General features: G+C 46.6%; 12 protein-coding genes, 1 pseudogene and 1 CRISPR repeat array. Of the genes and pseudogenes, 11 read left to right on the top strand and 2 right to left on the bottom strand.

What is annotated here, in order from left to right:
• The 8 genes and pseudogenes from ACR6HW_RS08945 (at position 1) to ACR6HW_RS08910 (ending at position 8,671) form a co-directional block, all read left to right on the top strand.
• The gene (locus tag ACR6HW_RS08945) at positions 1 to 354 is read left to right on the top strand and encodes a hypothetical protein (protein WP_455730788.1); all 354 of its coding nucleotides are present in this window, start codon (positions 1 to 3) and stop codon (positions 352 to 354) included.
• Between the two features lie 684 nt (positions 355 to 1,038).
• The gene (locus ACR6HW_RS08940) at positions 1,039 to 1,521 is read left to right on the top strand and encodes an RNA polymerase sigma factor (RefSeq protein WP_455730787.1); all 483 of its coding nucleotides are present in this window, start codon (positions 1,039 to 1,041) and stop codon (positions 1,519 to 1,521) included.
• A complete protein-coding gene (locus ACR6HW_RS08935) occupies positions 1,511 to 2,089 on the top strand; it encodes a hypothetical protein (RefSeq protein WP_455730786.1) in 579 nt (192 codons plus the stop codon). The genes ACR6HW_RS08940 and ACR6HW_RS08935 overlap by 11 nt, the downstream gene beginning before the upstream one ends.
• 391 nt (positions 2,090 to 2,480) lie before the next feature.
• Positions 2,481 to 3,167, top strand: a pseudogene (cas1, locus tag ACR6HW_RS08930) (CRISPR-associated endonuclease Cas1); the annotation flags it as partial.
• Positions 3,167 to 3,454, top strand: coding sequence for a CRISPR-associated endonuclease Cas2 (gene cas2 / locus ACR6HW_RS08925; RefSeq protein ID WP_455730785.1), 288 nt, complete (start codon positions 3,167 to 3,169; stop codon positions 3,452 to 3,454). The pseudogene cas1 and the gene cas2, both read left to right, overlap by 1 nt.
• 192 nt (positions 3,455 to 3,646) lie before the next feature.
• Positions 3,647 to 3,939: direct repeats of the CRISPR family, unit length 30 nt; unit sequence GTTGAACCAGAACATTAGATGTATTGAAAT.
• Positions 3,940 to 4,395: 456 nt separating this feature from the next.
• Entirely contained in the window at positions 4,396 to 5,442 is a 1,047-nt protein-coding gene (locus ACR6HW_RS08920; protein ID WP_455730784.1) for a threonine aldolase family protein, read from the top strand.
• A 16-nt stretch (positions 5,443 to 5,458) separates the two neighbouring features.
• Positions 5,459 to 6,706: a dicarboxylate/amino acid:cation symporter gene (locus ACR6HW_RS08915; RefSeq protein ID WP_455730783.1), complete on the top strand. Its 1,248-nt coding sequence runs from the start codon at positions 5,459 to 5,461 to the stop codon at positions 6,704 to 6,706.
• 54 nt (positions 6,707 to 6,760) lie between these two features.
• Positions 6,761 to 8,671, top strand: coding sequence for a sigma 54-interacting transcriptional regulator (locus ACR6HW_RS08910; protein ID WP_455730782.1), 1,911 nt, complete (start codon positions 6,761 to 6,763; stop codon positions 8,669 to 8,671).
• A gap of 168 nt (positions 8,672 to 8,839) precedes the next feature.
• On the opposite strand, the gene ACR6HW_RS08905 is transcribed toward ACR6HW_RS08910, so the two are convergent.
• A complete protein-coding gene (locus tag ACR6HW_RS08905; RefSeq protein ID WP_455730781.1) occupies positions 8,840 to 9,208 on the bottom strand; it encodes a VOC family protein in 369 nt (122 codons plus the stop codon).
• Positions 9,209 to 9,294: 86 nt separating this feature from the next.
• Entirely contained in the window at positions 9,295 to 10,110 is an 816-nt protein-coding gene (locus ACR6HW_RS08900; protein WP_455730780.1) for an AraC family transcriptional regulator, read from the bottom strand.
• Between the two features lie 312 nt (positions 10,111 to 10,422).
• On the opposite strand from ACR6HW_RS08900, the gene ACR6HW_RS08895 reads away from it, so the two are divergent.
• From ACR6HW_RS08895 to ACR6HW_RS08885, 3 genes are read left to right on the top strand one after another with little or no spacing between them, the layout of a single operon-like run.
• A complete protein-coding gene (locus ACR6HW_RS08895) occupies positions 10,423 to 11,619 on the top strand; it encodes a hypothetical protein (protein WP_455730779.1) in 1,197 nt (398 codons plus the stop codon).
• The gene (locus tag ACR6HW_RS08890; RefSeq protein WP_455730778.1) at positions 11,609 to 12,256 is read left to right on the top strand and encodes a response regulator; all 648 of its coding nucleotides are present in this window, start codon (positions 11,609 to 11,611) and stop codon (positions 12,254 to 12,256) included. Before ACR6HW_RS08895 ends, ACR6HW_RS08890 begins: the two co-directional genes overlap by 11 nt.
• 8 nt (positions 12,257 to 12,264) lie before the next feature.
• The gene (locus ACR6HW_RS08885; protein WP_455730777.1) at positions 12,265 to 13,911 is read left to right on the top strand and encodes a sensor histidine kinase; all 1,647 of its coding nucleotides are present in this window, start codon (positions 12,265 to 12,267) and stop codon (positions 13,909 to 13,911) included.
• The last annotated feature ends 15 nt before the right edge of the window (positions 13,912 to 13,926 follow it).

Genomic DNA, 13,926 nt, shown 5'->3' with positions numbered 1-13,926 from the left:
ATGAGTGATAAAATATTGCTAGAACAATTTAGAGACCTGATAATAAATAGAGATGAACTTGAAAGGCAAGGTGGGCAAGACTTGCTTAAAGAAATGAGTGATGTTGTTGTCATTTGTAATCAACACTTGGTTGAATTGCTAGAAGGATATATCAATGGTCAAGTGACAGAGAATAGGATTCACGAATGGGTTAATACTGTTTGGTTTTCTGATGCATTTGACTATTGTGATGAAGGCAGCGATTGTATCGCTAGTATCATGAATAAACTAGAAGAACTTGATGAAGGCTTTGTTCTGAATGTTGATGTTGCTAGCAATTTTATTGTTGCATTGAAAAAAAACAGGGAAATTTAATATGAGTGTGTGCTATCAAGAAATGGCGAGCTAACTGCATAAAACATAAATATGGATAGGTTACACTAAATTAGACAAAAACAAAAAGTCATATCAATCGTATTAAGACACCCTTAAATGTGACAAAAAAGCGTAGATATCCGACAGACAACCTATAATAGTTAAACATTTTAAAAGTACAGTACCTGTGCTCTGATGCCTAGTGTCCTGTAGCGTTCATAATTAAAAAAACTGCTCATCTACTCTGCATCATTGCGGCGTTAAAATTTCTCGACAATGTTTCGCATTGTTGTCGATATTTTGCTTTGCACTGATACAGACGATCTGACATTTTTAATTAAATCTCAACGCTACAGGACACTAGATTGTTTCATAGATTATTAGGTTTACATTTACTTCTGGAACGATGTTATTGTTTATTAAAATTTTGAATTTAAAAGAGATGAAGAACACAGAGCCGTTAAACGAGTTTTTTTCATCTATCGATTGTGTGACCTGGCGTATGCAATCGTTCTGCGTTGCTTTCACAGGCTAACCAGTACCATTAAAATAAATAGGTCGATTCGGTATAGCTGTTTACATGGGGAGACAGCTGTTTTAAAATATATTTGATTTATATGTAACCTTTTGCCGATCTCATTTGTACTATTGGTGAAAAGCTTTTCAAGCACAAAGGAGGCACTCATGAGGGAACCAGTGGACGTACTGATTGATCGGTACAAGAACAACTTGTTTGTAATTGCATTTAACGTTTGTAAAAATAGTCATGATGCAGAGGATGTTGTTCAAGATACTTTTATTCAGTACATATCACTTAAAAAGGATTTTGAAACAGAGCAACACATACGCGCATGGCTCATTCGAGTAGCGATTAATAAAGCTAAAAATAAAAATATGACCTTTTTCAGACGAAACACGCTCTCATTAGAGGACTATATAGGCACATTGACTTTTGAGTCTCCGGAGTCATCTGAGTTGTTTGAAACGGTCATGAAACTGCCTAAAAAATACCGTGTGGTGATTCACTTATTTTATTATGAAGACTATTCTATAAAAGAGATTTCAGAAATTCTAAGCATATCTGAGAGCAATGTTAAAGTGAGGCTATCACGTGGCAGAGTGTTGCTTAAAGGTACACTAAAGGAGGTATGGGAAGATGACGAATAGGGAAAAGTACAAACAGGCATTTTCTGCAATTCATATTTCTGATGAACTCAATTTGGAGGTAAATAAAATGACAACTAAAAGCAAAAAACTAAAATTAAATCGCCTGGTGGCGAGTATTGCGGTCTGTGTACTGGTTGTAGGCAGTGCCACAGCTGCTTACGCCACTAACTTTTGTGGGGTTCAGCGTGCCATTCAGCTTTGGATTAGAGGAGAAGAAACCGATGTGACAATTCAATTTGACGGAAATGGCAACTACACGATGGACTATGTTGATGAAGAAGGAAACACCAAAAATCGAGGGGGTGGCGGCATCGCTATAGGAAACGATGGTACCGAAAGGCCATTGACTGAAGAAGAACTCCTAGATGAGCTGATGGCTCCTGATATTGAGTATAAAGAAGACGGATCCGTTTGGGTATATTGGTTCGATCAAACAGTCGATATTACAGACAAATTTGAAAACGGCATTTGCTATATTAAACTGGTGAACGGTGAAGAAACTTTGTATATGACTGTTAAGTATAAAGATGGCTTTATGACGTCGCCTAACAGCTATCAAAGACCGTAGTTAGAAAAAAGAGCACGACTATATGTTGTTATGTGGTCTAAAAAGGACTTTTCTAATGTGATTTTAGACATTTATAACAACGTGGGCAATCTCGCCATCTTCGGCTGGATTGCCTTTTTTCTCTTCTACTGATGGCCACACTGTACCTTGTGAGGTTACAGGCACATCAAATCGGCTGTTCTTTAGGCAATCCCCATTTGATGAGCTGAGCCAAAGCGAACCGACAAATTGAGGTGTCGCTGAATACGGCGTATATTACACCGATTGATGTTACAGTTGGGGGCTAACGCGTACTTTGAAACGGTGCTGATCTCGGGGGAAAGCTAAAAGTGGTAAAAAACAAAGATGTAAAGAATAATTATAATTTAACGAGCTTACTGTTGTCTTTGCCACGGCTTTTGTCGAGGGGATTCGAGACAACATGCTCGGGATTTTGAAACAGAAAAAAGCCAAATCCCCTGAGGTGTTGACGCCGATCGTACAGGCACTGGACTCTAAGAAATACCGCGAACCCTGTGGGGATATTAAGGCGCTGTTGTCTCAAGAAGGTGCGTACTGGCAGCTTTTCTACGAGGCGATTAATGCACTCATCGACCCGGCATTTGTCTCGGACAAACGCGTTAAGCGACCGCCGGACAACCCGCTTAACGCGCTGATTTCTTTTGGCAACAGTTGGCTCTACTCCAAAACAATTACGCAACTTTACCATACGCACCTCGACCAGTCGATTAGTTTTCTACACGAACCCAGTGAAGGGCGCTTTTCTCTATCTCTGGACGTCTCTGAGGTGTTTAAAATCGCCATTGTCTTTCCTGTGATTCTGAATATGGTCAATAGGGGAATGCTGCGCGTCGGTGAACACTTTGAAAAGGCGACTAATTTCTGTCATCTCAACGAAAGCGGTCGTAAAAAATACGTGATTGAACTGGAAAAGGCGCTGAACAAGACGTTTGAGCACGCCAAACTCGGGCGACAGGTAACGTATGAAACAGCTATAAAGTACGAAGGCTATAAGCTCTCGAAGTATTTAATTGAGGGCACGCCGTTTACGCCCTTTGTCAAGGGGCGCGCGATGTAATGGCAGGCGGCTATCGCTACAATTATGTGTTTGTTTTATACGATGTCGGCGAGAAACGCTGTCAGAAGGTTTTCAAAGTTTGTAAGAAGTATTTAAATCACTACCAGTATTCCGTGTTTAGAGGGCGTTTGTCACCAGCTCAAATGATTAAAATGAAGGCAGAAATCTTAAAAGTCATCGACAAAGAAGTTGACACGGTGGCCATTATCAAACTGTTGAGTGAGAAGTATTTTGAGGAGGAGATTTTAGGAGATCAAAAAGAATCGGAAGATGAATGGTTTTTGTAATGGAAATCCCATCCAATTTTTATTATCTATAATTTTACAAAAAACGCTGAAAGGAAGGTGTATCAATGGGTTTAGGTAGCTAAAAATCGTGGTGGAAAAAAATGAAAAATCATTGTAGAGAAATTCCTGAAATGCTTGCAATTGCACGATTATTAAGGTAATATAGAAAGTAAGAATGGGCATTTTACAGTGGTTGAACCAGAACATTAGATGTATTGAAATATGATTGGGATTATGAAGGGATATTTGAAAATACAGGTTGAACCAGAACATTAGATGTATTGAAATTTGATTGTCTCGGCATCGCGCGCGGTTTGCGCGATGGTTGAACCAGAACATTAGATGTATTGAAATATTTGAATGCACGATAGTTGTTTCTGGTCTACAATGTTGAACCAGAACATTAGATGTATTGAAATTCCAACACGCTCCACTTGAGGTTTTGTGTACAATTTGTTGAACCAGAACATTAGATGTATTGAAATGCTTCATTTTTGCTGGATCCATAAAACTGCTTTATTGTGAAACTCCGTTAAAAAAATAAAGGTGACAGTCCTTCCAAAGAGTGTTGCCCTAAAATTTAATTTACCGACATCGCCACTAACCGACGTGTTTAACCTACAGACACGTCGGTTTTTTAGACCGCAAAAAGAGAGCACTAATCGTTTGAGCCCCCTAAAAGACCTATTCTTATGGGTACAAATCAAAAAAATAAAGAAAAAAGTGAGCACCTTTTGCGTTGCGCAACGTTGCGCGGTGTTGCGTTGCAACGAAAATTCAAAAAGTAACTGAGGACTTAAAAAGTTGAATGCCCTGATTTGTCAATGGGTGTGGCGCAGTAGACAAGACGAGAGAATTTTGGCACGTAATTTGCGTTATACATAAGCGATGTCATGACAAACAACCAACACGTGTAGCGAAAAAAATCAAAGGTGGAGAAAATGATTGATTTAAGAAGTGATACGCTGACACTGCCCTCTTCGGACATGCTCGAAACCATTTTGCATGCGAAGCTGGGCGACGCTAGTAGACTCGACGCACAGGGGTGCGGGGAGGATGCCGCAGTCAATGAGATTGAGGCATTTGCAGCACAGCTTACTGGCAAAGAGCGGGCGCTGTTGTTTCCTTCGGGGACTCTTGCTAACACAGCGGCAATTTTGACCCATTGCAAGCCGGGAGACACCGTGTTGCTGGATGATCGGCAACATATCTATCTCTCTGAGAAAGCGGCGTTTAGTGAAGCCTTTGGGCAATTGAACCCTTTATTTTACAACTTAAACGATGAAAACAAGCCGTCTCTCAATACGATAAAGAGGCTCTTAGAGGAGAAGTCCGTTCAGCTCATTTGCGTGGAAAACACTCACAACTTTACCGGTGGCGTGTGCATGACGCTGGAAGAGCTAAGCGCCCTTTCCCAGTTGGCAAGACACCATGGCGTGCCGATTCACATGGACGGGGCGCGGGTTTTCAATGCAGCTGCCGGCTTAGGGGTCGAAGTACATGAAATCTGTCAACATGTCGATTCGGTGATGTTTTGTCTGTCAAAAGGCTTGGGCGCCCCCATGGGCTCGATGCTTTGCGGCGGGCGCGTCTTTATTAAAAAAGTCTTGGAGAAGAAGAAGCAGCTGGGGGGTAACATGCGACAAGCAGGCGTTATAGCGGCGCCCGGTTTGTACGCTTTGAAGGCAAATCGCGCACAGCTCAAAGTGGATAATTCTCACGCCAAACGCGTGTGGGAGCGGTTAAAGGCTTTAAAAGTCATCGTCCCCCCTGAGCGCGTCGACAGCAACATTGTTATGCTCGATATGTCCGGCGCCCCCATTTCACCTGAAAAATTCTGTGAGATGGCCTACGACAAAGGGCTTTGGGTTCGGCCGATACTGGAAACCTGTGTGCGGCTGGTGTTTTACAACGCCATCGACTTGGAGCAGGCAGAAGAAGCGGCGGCCATTATCTTGTCTATAGACGACGCGTTGTACAATTTGTAAGAATAGGGGAGGGGTTATGAAAATCGGAAACAAAAAAATCGGCCTGTCGACACAAGTTTTGTTTGCCATGATTTTAGGGGCAGTGTTTGGACTCGTCTTTAAGGAACCAATGGTGAATCTCGGATTTATCGGCACCATTTGGCTGAATTCTATTAAAATGATTGTCGTCCCGATGATACTCGTAACGATTGTCACGGGTATTACGTCGCAAAAGGATATCAAATCGCTCGGTCGTATCAGTTTTAGAATTATGGCGTTTTACATTGTGACGACGCTTATAGCGTCGGCAGTGGGTATCGCCGTGGCGACACTGGTTAAGCCGGGAGAACTTGCGAATTTTACAGGTCTTGCATCCAAAGAAATCACAGGTGCGACCAGTGTGACCATTCAGGAGTTTTTCGTCAATATGTTCTCTAAGAACATCTTCAAGACATTTGCTGATGGCAATATCTTACAGACGCTGATTATTTCAATTTTACTGGGGATTGCCATTATGCGCATCAAGAACGACACGCATAAAGAGTGGGTCATTAACGGCTTTAAGGCGCTGAACGACATGGTCTATTCGCTTATAGGCATGATTATGATTGTGTCGCCAATAGGCGTGTTCTTTTTAATGGCGGCTTCATTTGGTCAATACGGCGCCAGCATCTTCACCAGTATGGCGGCGCTAGCGGGAACGTATTACTTAGCGTGTCTCGTACAAATTTTACTGGTGTATTCAACAGTCATTTGGGTTACAAAGGGTATCAACCCGATTCAGTTTTTAAAGCGGAGCTCTGAACTTTGGGTCTACACCATTGCCACGTGTAGCAGTGTGGCATCGATACCGATTAACATCAAAGTCGCCAAGGAGAAGTTTGACGTTCCAGAGAGGATTTCGGGCTTCACCATACCACTTGGGTCGCAAATGAACTACGACGGCAGTGTTATCCTCTATGGGTGCGTCATCGTGTTTATCAGCCAAGTGGTGGGCATGCCGCTGAGCATTCCGGTGATGTTGAAAGTCATCGTCCTGTCGGCTATCTTTTCAACTGGCGGCGGTGGTATTCCCGGGAGCGGTATCGTCAAGCTGCTCGTCATGGTCGAGGCATTTGGTCTACCGGTTGAAATCGTGGGGATTATCGCGGCGTTCTACCGTATCTTCGATATGGGAACCACCACCAACAACTGTCTGGGCGATCTGGCGGGAACGGTGTTTGTCTCCAGTTTGGAGGATAAGAAAAACAAAGCATTAGCTGCCATTAAAAACGTGGCCTCATAAGGTCAAAAACACTGAGTGCCATGAACAGGGGGCGCTCAGTGTTTTCTTATTCATGTGGTACAATATAAAAAAGACAAACGGATGGGGGTGTTTGAAGTGCGCTATATATGTTATGCAGCCTACAACGGTATATTTGCCGAGGCGGCAAAACGCATTTTTGAGAAGCTTGGAAAGGACGTTTGGGTTCAGGTCTGGGATCCGGATGATTTGGCGTTTGTTCAAAACGATAAAATAAAAGTCATTATAGCCCGCGGTGGAACGGCCATCAACATCAGGGCGGCGGTGGACAAGCCGGTGGTGGAGATTCCCATTCCCTTTGACGAGCTGATTAAGGCGCTTTTAAAAGCCAGCACCCTCTCTAAATCCATCGGCGTCATCGGGTATACCAATTTGTTAAACGGTCTCGAACTGCTCAACTCGATTATCAATGTGGATTTAAAACAAGTCTTTGTTCAAAATGAAGAAGAGATGTTTCAGCAGATGGTAGAGCTCAGAGATGAAGGCGTTGAAGTGATCGTCGGCGGCATCTGCCAGACGATGATGGCGCGCGAGCTTGGGATGCAGGCGGTGTTAATCGAGCTGAGTGAAGTGGCTTTGGAAAGTGCTTACAACGAGGCGGCCTCCATCCTAGAAAAAATCATCTACAACATCCGAAAGAACGAAGTGCTCAACACGGTTATCAACCACTCTGATGAAGGGTATCTCGCCATTGATAGACAAGGCAAAATCACCATTGCGAACCACGTCGCCTCGCGCCTGATGTCGGCGGACTCAGAGCCGTTGATCGGCAAGCGCCTGACGGACTGCTACCCCGAATTTGTCAAGCTGACAGAGGTTCTGGAGGCCGATACAGCTGTGTCACAGGAAATGCTCAGTGTGAACGGCCACAAAATCATCTGTCGCATGAAACCCTTAAAACTCGACGATGAAAGCGTTATCGGTGCTATTGCGACGTTTAACGACATTAAAACGATTGCGAGCGCAGAGCACCACATAAGGCAGGCATTGCTGAACAAGGGCCTCTATGCGTCGTATACATTTGCCGATATTGTAGGTAAGAGTCAAGCCACTAAAGAGCTGATTGAGATTGCCCATTCTTATGCGCGCACCCATTCGACAGTGCTTATCACCGGTGAGACCGGCGTGGGCAAGGAACTGCTTGCACAGAGCATTCACAACGCCAGTCGCCGTCACCGAGAGGCGTTTGTGGCCATTAATTGCGCATCTATACCGGAGAGCATTTTGGAAAGCGAGTTGTTTGGTTATGTAGAAGGGGCGTTTACAGGGGCGCGAAAAGGCGGTAAAATCGGCCTATTTGAGTTGGCGCACAAGGGGACGATTTTTTTGGACGAAATCAGTGAGATGCCGTTGGCGCTGCAAGGACGGTTGTTGCGCGTTTTGCAGGAACGGCAAATCGTCAGACTCGGCAGCGATCAAGTCATTCCCATTGATATTCGCATTATTGCGGCGACGAATCGGGACATCAAAGCGCTCGCCAATGCGTCCAACTTTAGAAAGGACTTGTTTTACAGATTGGATGTTCTGACGTTACTGGTGCCGCCGCTAAGAGAACGCCAAGCGGACATTCAAGTTCTGGCGAAGACTTTTTGGCAGAAGTACAACGGCGCGACGCGCGTGCTGTCCGAAGAAGCGCTGAAATGTCTATGTACCTACACTTGGCCGGGAAATATCCGCCAGCTTAAAAGCTTTGTGGAGAAAGTCAGTGTAATTTCTAAAAAAGAAGTTGTCGACGGCGCCACCATTCGCGATATGCTGAAAAAATACGAGTACGTCCTCGATGCGGTGCCTGAGAAAGCCGCAACGGAAAGAGACGATGTTCTCACGGCTTTAAAAGTAGCAGGTGGCAACAAGTCTAAGGCCGCCGACAGCTTGGGGATTCACAGGAGTACTCTTTGGCGGCTGATGAAGAAGTACGATTTGCTGGGGGGAGAGCGGTCCGACTAGTGTACGCTCTCGTTGAGACTTCATTAAATGCCGGATAGTAAGAGCGATGAGCATTAAAAAAAGCAATCGTGAGCCCTCACGATTGCTTTTTTTAGAGCCTTTTTAGATAACAACAACTGTTAGCCACCAGCGAAAGGTAGCTTAATGCTTTTGCTTTACACCCTATAACTAATGCGGAGAATGCAGCCCAAGTCGATTGCCCTCTGTGTCGATAAATAGAGCAAAATAGCCACTTTCGTCGGCGTGAAGCGTCTTGGGAACAAGAATTTTGCCCCCTTCTCTCTCAACCTTGTCCAAAACGAGCTGGAGATCATCTCCACCGTCGAGGTAGAGGGTGACGCCATTTGCAGAAGGTGTATAGCCTTCCCCTCGCACGATAACGCCAAAAGTCGTTTGTCCTTCAGTTGGGAACAGGCCCATGGGCATTTCCGGTATGTCTATTTTTTCGATTTTAATGTCTAGAACAGCTTGATAAAATTTGATTGCCCGTGAAATGTCGAGAGCGGGAATTTCAAAAATTGAAACAAAACTTTTCATAGCGGTTAGCCTCCTTTAAAAGTAAAGTCAACTATAGTATAGACAATCGAGACACCATATAATTGTAAAAATGCGACACAAGCCCGTTATTTGTAGAAAAGAGAGGCAAGCGCCATGGTGTCGTTTCCTAAAAATTCTTTTGGGCTAATCCCTGTGAACTCTTTAAAGTCTTTGATAAAGTGCGATTGGTCGTAGTAATCGCTTTTGTAAGCAATGGTCGTCAGGCTTTCAGTCTCCTCGTTGAGCAGTAATTTTAAGGCGGATTGTAGGCGAATGACTTTAGCCAACTGCTTCGGGCTAATGCCAATCTGCTTTAGAAATTTGCGTTCCAGTTGCCTTCTTTTAGGCAGATCGTTTTTAAGGAGAGTGCTAATTTTTGCATGGCCTTTTGTCGATAAAAGCGTCTCAACGGTGTTTTTCACAATCGCATGAACAGTTGCTTCGTCGTTCAGCTTATTGAAAAGGAATTTTTCAATGACCTCTATGCGTTCTTGGGTGTCTTTGGCCTCAATAATGTGTTGCTCTAACGCATTGGCCGTCACCTCTCCGAAGATAAGAGCCAGAGGCGTTTCTTTATTAACCAAATTTTGAACAGGCGCCGATATGAAATTGGCAAAGCCATAGGGGTAAAAACTGACTGCAAATGTATCGACAGCACCTACCGGCTGAATATAAAACGGTTCCAGTGTCTGTCCAAGAACCATTGCTCTGGGCTGTAAAATAAATGCGTCTTCTGAAGTATAGCGTTTGATGTCATCCCCTAAAATAAAAGCCATTTCAATACAGCCATCTGGGATGATGCGTTGTTTTTGAGCGTTGTCGTCGGCGGGGACTTCTAAGGTCCAATAAAAATTGACCAACGCTTCTAAATCTGGATGTGGCTTAAAAGTTTTATAAGTCATTAAGAGCTCCTTTATAGATGAACGCCAAACGGTTAGTTTTAGTTTACCATAGTTTCCTTTTAATTGTCAGACAATTCTTTTTGACGGCTGATAGTCCTCAATAGCGATGGATGTTCTCTTTTATAAACCGTAATATTTCAGCGCTTATTTTTAAGTGCCATCATGGTTTATGTTAGAAGGGGGGAGCGTATGAGGTTGCATAAAAGCAAAACCGTGGCGTTACCACACCCCCTCCCACCGCCGCACCACAGGCGGTTTTTGTCGTTTTAGGGCGCCCCTGTGGTATAATAGAAGAAAAAGGAGGCGTGCACAATGGGCGACGGCAGGTATTACACCACCTACCAATTTTTAGACGTACTGGTGGCACTGGTTGTGGCGGCACTGGCCGTGTTCAGTCTGGTCTACAGCCACTACCGAAAAAACAAACACAACCCGCTTTACATATGCTTTGCAACGGGTCTCATTGTATCTGTTTTGCGCGTCTTTGAGTCTGTGTTGCCGAATCTCGTGCTCTGTGCCGGATTGAGACGCGTTCAAATCGTCGTGCTCTGCGCCCTCATCGTCCAAACCGCCCGCATCGCCAAAAATCCAAAAACAAAACCGCTCATCGCCGTGACCGCCGCACTTGGTCTATTGGCTCTATGGGCGCCACTCATACACAACTACCGTTTTCATCACATCCAGTACACCTTATTTGCAAAAAGCCTTATCACCTGCACCGTTCTCTACACCGCCCTTAGCCTCAAACTCAATCGCACCGCCTTTTGGTGCGTCCACTTACCGGCAGCCGTCACCCTCATCGCCGTCTATACAGAAGCCCCAATTGTCGATTACACCGAACTGCTCCTACTGGGGGGCGTCACCCTCTACCAGCACATGTGCTTCAAAGAAGCGGCCTACACCTTGCGGGCCTTTAACCGCGTCGGGGACATGGGCAGCAGCGCCATCATCGTCCTCGACGCAGCCGGTCGATGCGTCTATAAAAATCGCGCGGCAAAATCCTTCGCCTCAAACACTTCTATCGACCTCGAGCACTTGGACGCCGTGTTTAACAGTCAAGAGGTTCAAATCGTCCGGCGGGGAGGCAAAACGCCTATTTCAGTGGCGTTAAAAGACGGCATTCGGTATTACGACCACAGCGTCACCCCGCTAAAAGACCGTGCGGGGCATATCCTCACCTTTACAGACATCACCGACCTCATGGCGCTCCTCGACACCTTAGAAACTAAGAAAAAACAGGCGGAAGCGGCACATGCACAGCTGAGTGGCTACGCCAAAGTCGCGTACCACGTGGAGAAAGAGAAAGCCATCAACAGGCTTCTGGAGGCCGTCGTCGGGTCTCGGGAAACGCAAATGGTACAATTGGCTCAGAAAATAGAAACCGCCGGCGCGCACATTGGGGAGGCGGCTTTTGAGCGGGCAATAGAAGCGGCGATGGCCGAGAGCAATGCGCTCTTGGCGTCGGTACGCGACACAGTGACCCAATACAGGGCTTATTATGGAGGGTAAAATGATTAAAGTCATCGTCGTGGACGATCAACAGTTGTTAAGGGAATCCATTGGCTACTTGCTTGAAAACGATTCGGAAATCGAAGTGGTGGGCATGGGGGGAGATGGCGAAGAAGCCATTGCCCTTTGCAGAGCGCTGTCGCCGGATGTGGTGCTGATGGACATTGAAATGCCGGGGATGAACGGCATCTGCGCCACACGGGCCATTAAACAGCAGTTTCCAGAGGTGAAACTCATCATCCTGACCACCTTTGAAAATCCGGACAACATTATGGAAGCCTTTGTCAACGATGCCGACGGCTACATCGTCAAGAACATCTCGCACAGGGATCTCGTGCGGTCGATTAAATGCGTGCACAGCGGCTTAACGGTAATCGACAAGAGCGTGAAGCTGATGATGATTGAGCGCTTTAGGGGGCTGTGTGCCTATAAGGCTCAGTACGCCGACAGCTTAACCGATCGGGAGCTGGCCATCGTCCGGCACATAGCGTCGGGACTCAGCAACAAAGAAATCGCCGCGGCACTGGCGTTTTCACAGGGCACCATTAAAAACGACGTGAGCAAAATACTGGAGAAACTGTCGCTTTCAGACCGTATGCAGATTGCGATATTCGCCATAGAAAACGGCATCGTATAGGAGGCGCTATGGGGTATTCGGCACAGACAGAGGTGGCGACCATCGTCCTTTGGAACTTTTTCGCCTTTTTAATCAATGTGGCGGCGTTTGCGGTCATCTACATGAAGGCCAACCGGAGCGTTGCGCTACAGGCCTTCTTTCGGGTAGAAGGCGCCATGATCGTTTGGCTCGTGGGAAAAGTCCTTAAAACCGTGGCGCCCAATGAGCCCCTCCGCTGGTTTTTTATCGTGTTTTACTACTTCGGCATCTGTTGGCTCGAAGCGGGGTTCTTGGATTTTGCCTTTGCCTATTACAAAGGGCGCACCATGAAAAAGGGGTGGCGCATAGCCGTTTACACAGTGGCTGCCGTATCCTTTGCAGTGGTGGCCACCAACCCGTACCACCACCTGTTCTACAGCACCTACGACTTTTGGCGCGACACCTTCGGCCCGCTCTTTTACGTTCACGTGGGCATCAACTATTTGCTGTTTGCCATTGGCGCCGTGTGGTGCAGCATCCAGTTTAAAAAACAGCTGAAGAGTCGGTCTCGTCTGGCGCGGTGGCTAATCGCCATCGCCATAGTGACGCCGCTGGTGTTTAACTTCATCTACATTACGCGGACGCTGGAAGCGGTGTTCGACTACTTGGGGATTCAGATTTTCGACATTACGCCCATTGTGTACACGTGGTCGATTTTGCTGTTTGTCTACGCCACTTTTAAATACGCCTTTTTCGACCTTTCGCCAATTATGAAACACGAGGTGGTGGAGCGGCTCGACGTGCCGATTTTAGTAGTGGACGGCGAAAAGCGCCGGCTCTACGCCAACGCCGCGTATGGGAAGGCCTTTGGGGACGACGCCTTAGCCACTGAGACACTGGCGCTGGGCGGCGGGGTGCTCGAGAGCGGCGACCACTGCTACAAGTACGCAGTGGACAGTTACAAACGCCGCCAGTATACGGTGAGCTTTTCGGATATCAGCGCTTATGCAGCGGCACAAAAGGCGCTGGCACGGGAAAATGCGTCGCTGCGCGCAGCCAATGCACAGCTTGAACAGCACATTGAGCTGTTGAGGCAATCGTCTCTCGTCGGGGCGCGCAACTACATTGCCAGAGAACTGCACGACGTCTTGGGACACGCCCTCGTGGTGACGGTGAAACTCCTCGAAGTGGCCAAAGTCGACGCACCTTTGAGGCCTCAGCGGGCGCTGGCCAGTCTTGAGAAAGCCGCCGAGGCACTGGCAGGGGGCTTTGATGAGATGAAAGCAATTGCCGCAGAGGACAGCCGCCGACAGTACAGCACCGCGGCACTTGAAAAAGAGATTGCGCACATGCTCAAAGTCGTGGACGTCAGCGGACTCGACGCCCGCTTTTTCCTCAGAGGACAGGCGACCTTAGACGCCGCTGTGTACGATGCCCTCAGGCGGGTGGTCACTGAACTGGTCACCAACACGCTGAAACACGCCGAGGCCGACAAGCTTTTGATTTCAATGGTCGCAACAGAGGAAAACATCCGCCTGCAAGTCATGGACAACGGCAAGGGCGCGGAGACGCTCTTAAAGGGGAACGGGCTCAGTGGCATCGACAGCCGACTGGCGGCAATTGGCGGCACCGCCAAGTACAGCGGCGACTCCGGCGAAGGGTTTGCCGCCACAGTGACCATTGGGCGGCGGCTTTAAAACCGCGTGCGAAAA

Source organism: Fusibacter sp. JL298sf-3 (assembly GCF_053842995.1).
This window is presented reverse-complemented; position numbering and strand designations above follow the sequence as displayed.

Bases quoted from the DNA above. Each gene is read 5' to 3' on its own strand.
- ACR6HW_RS08945 (WP_455730788.1), top strand. From the start codon at position 1: ATGAGTGATAAAATATTGCTAGAACAATTTAGAGACCTGATAATAAAT.
- ACR6HW_RS08940 (WP_455730787.1), top strand. From the start codon at position 1,039: ATGAGGGAACCAGTGGACGTACTGATTGATCGGTACAAGAACAACTTG.
- ACR6HW_RS08935 (WP_455730786.1), top strand. From the start codon at position 1,511: ATGACGAATAGGGAAAAGTACAAACAGGCATTTTCTGCAATTCATATT.
- cas2 (WP_455730785.1), top strand. From the start codon at position 3,167: ATGGCAGGCGGCTATCGCTACAATTATGTGTTTGTTTTATACGATGTC.
- ACR6HW_RS08920 (WP_455730784.1), top strand. From the start codon at position 4,396: ATGATTGATTTAAGAAGTGATACGCTGACACTGCCCTCTTCGGACATG.
- ACR6HW_RS08915 (WP_455730783.1), top strand. From the start codon at position 5,459: ATGAAAATCGGAAACAAAAAAATCGGCCTGTCGACACAAGTTTTGTTT.
- ACR6HW_RS08905 (WP_455730781.1), bottom strand. From the start codon at position 9,208: ATGAAAAGTTTTGTTTCAATTTTTGAAATTCCCGCTCTCGACATTTCA.
- ACR6HW_RS08900 (WP_455730780.1), bottom strand. From the start codon at position 10,110: ATGACTTATAAAACTTTTAAGCCACATCCAGATTTAGAAGCGTTGGTC.
- ACR6HW_RS08895 (WP_455730779.1), top strand. From the start codon at position 10,423: ATGGGCGACGGCAGGTATTACACCACCTACCAATTTTTAGACGTACTG.
- ACR6HW_RS08890 (WP_455730778.1), top strand. From the start codon at position 11,609: ATGGAGGGTAAAATGATTAAAGTCATCGTCGTGGACGATCAACAGTTG.
- ACR6HW_RS08885 (WP_455730777.1), top strand. From the start codon at position 12,265: ATGGGGTATTCGGCACAGACAGAGGTGGCGACCATCGTCCTTTGGAAC.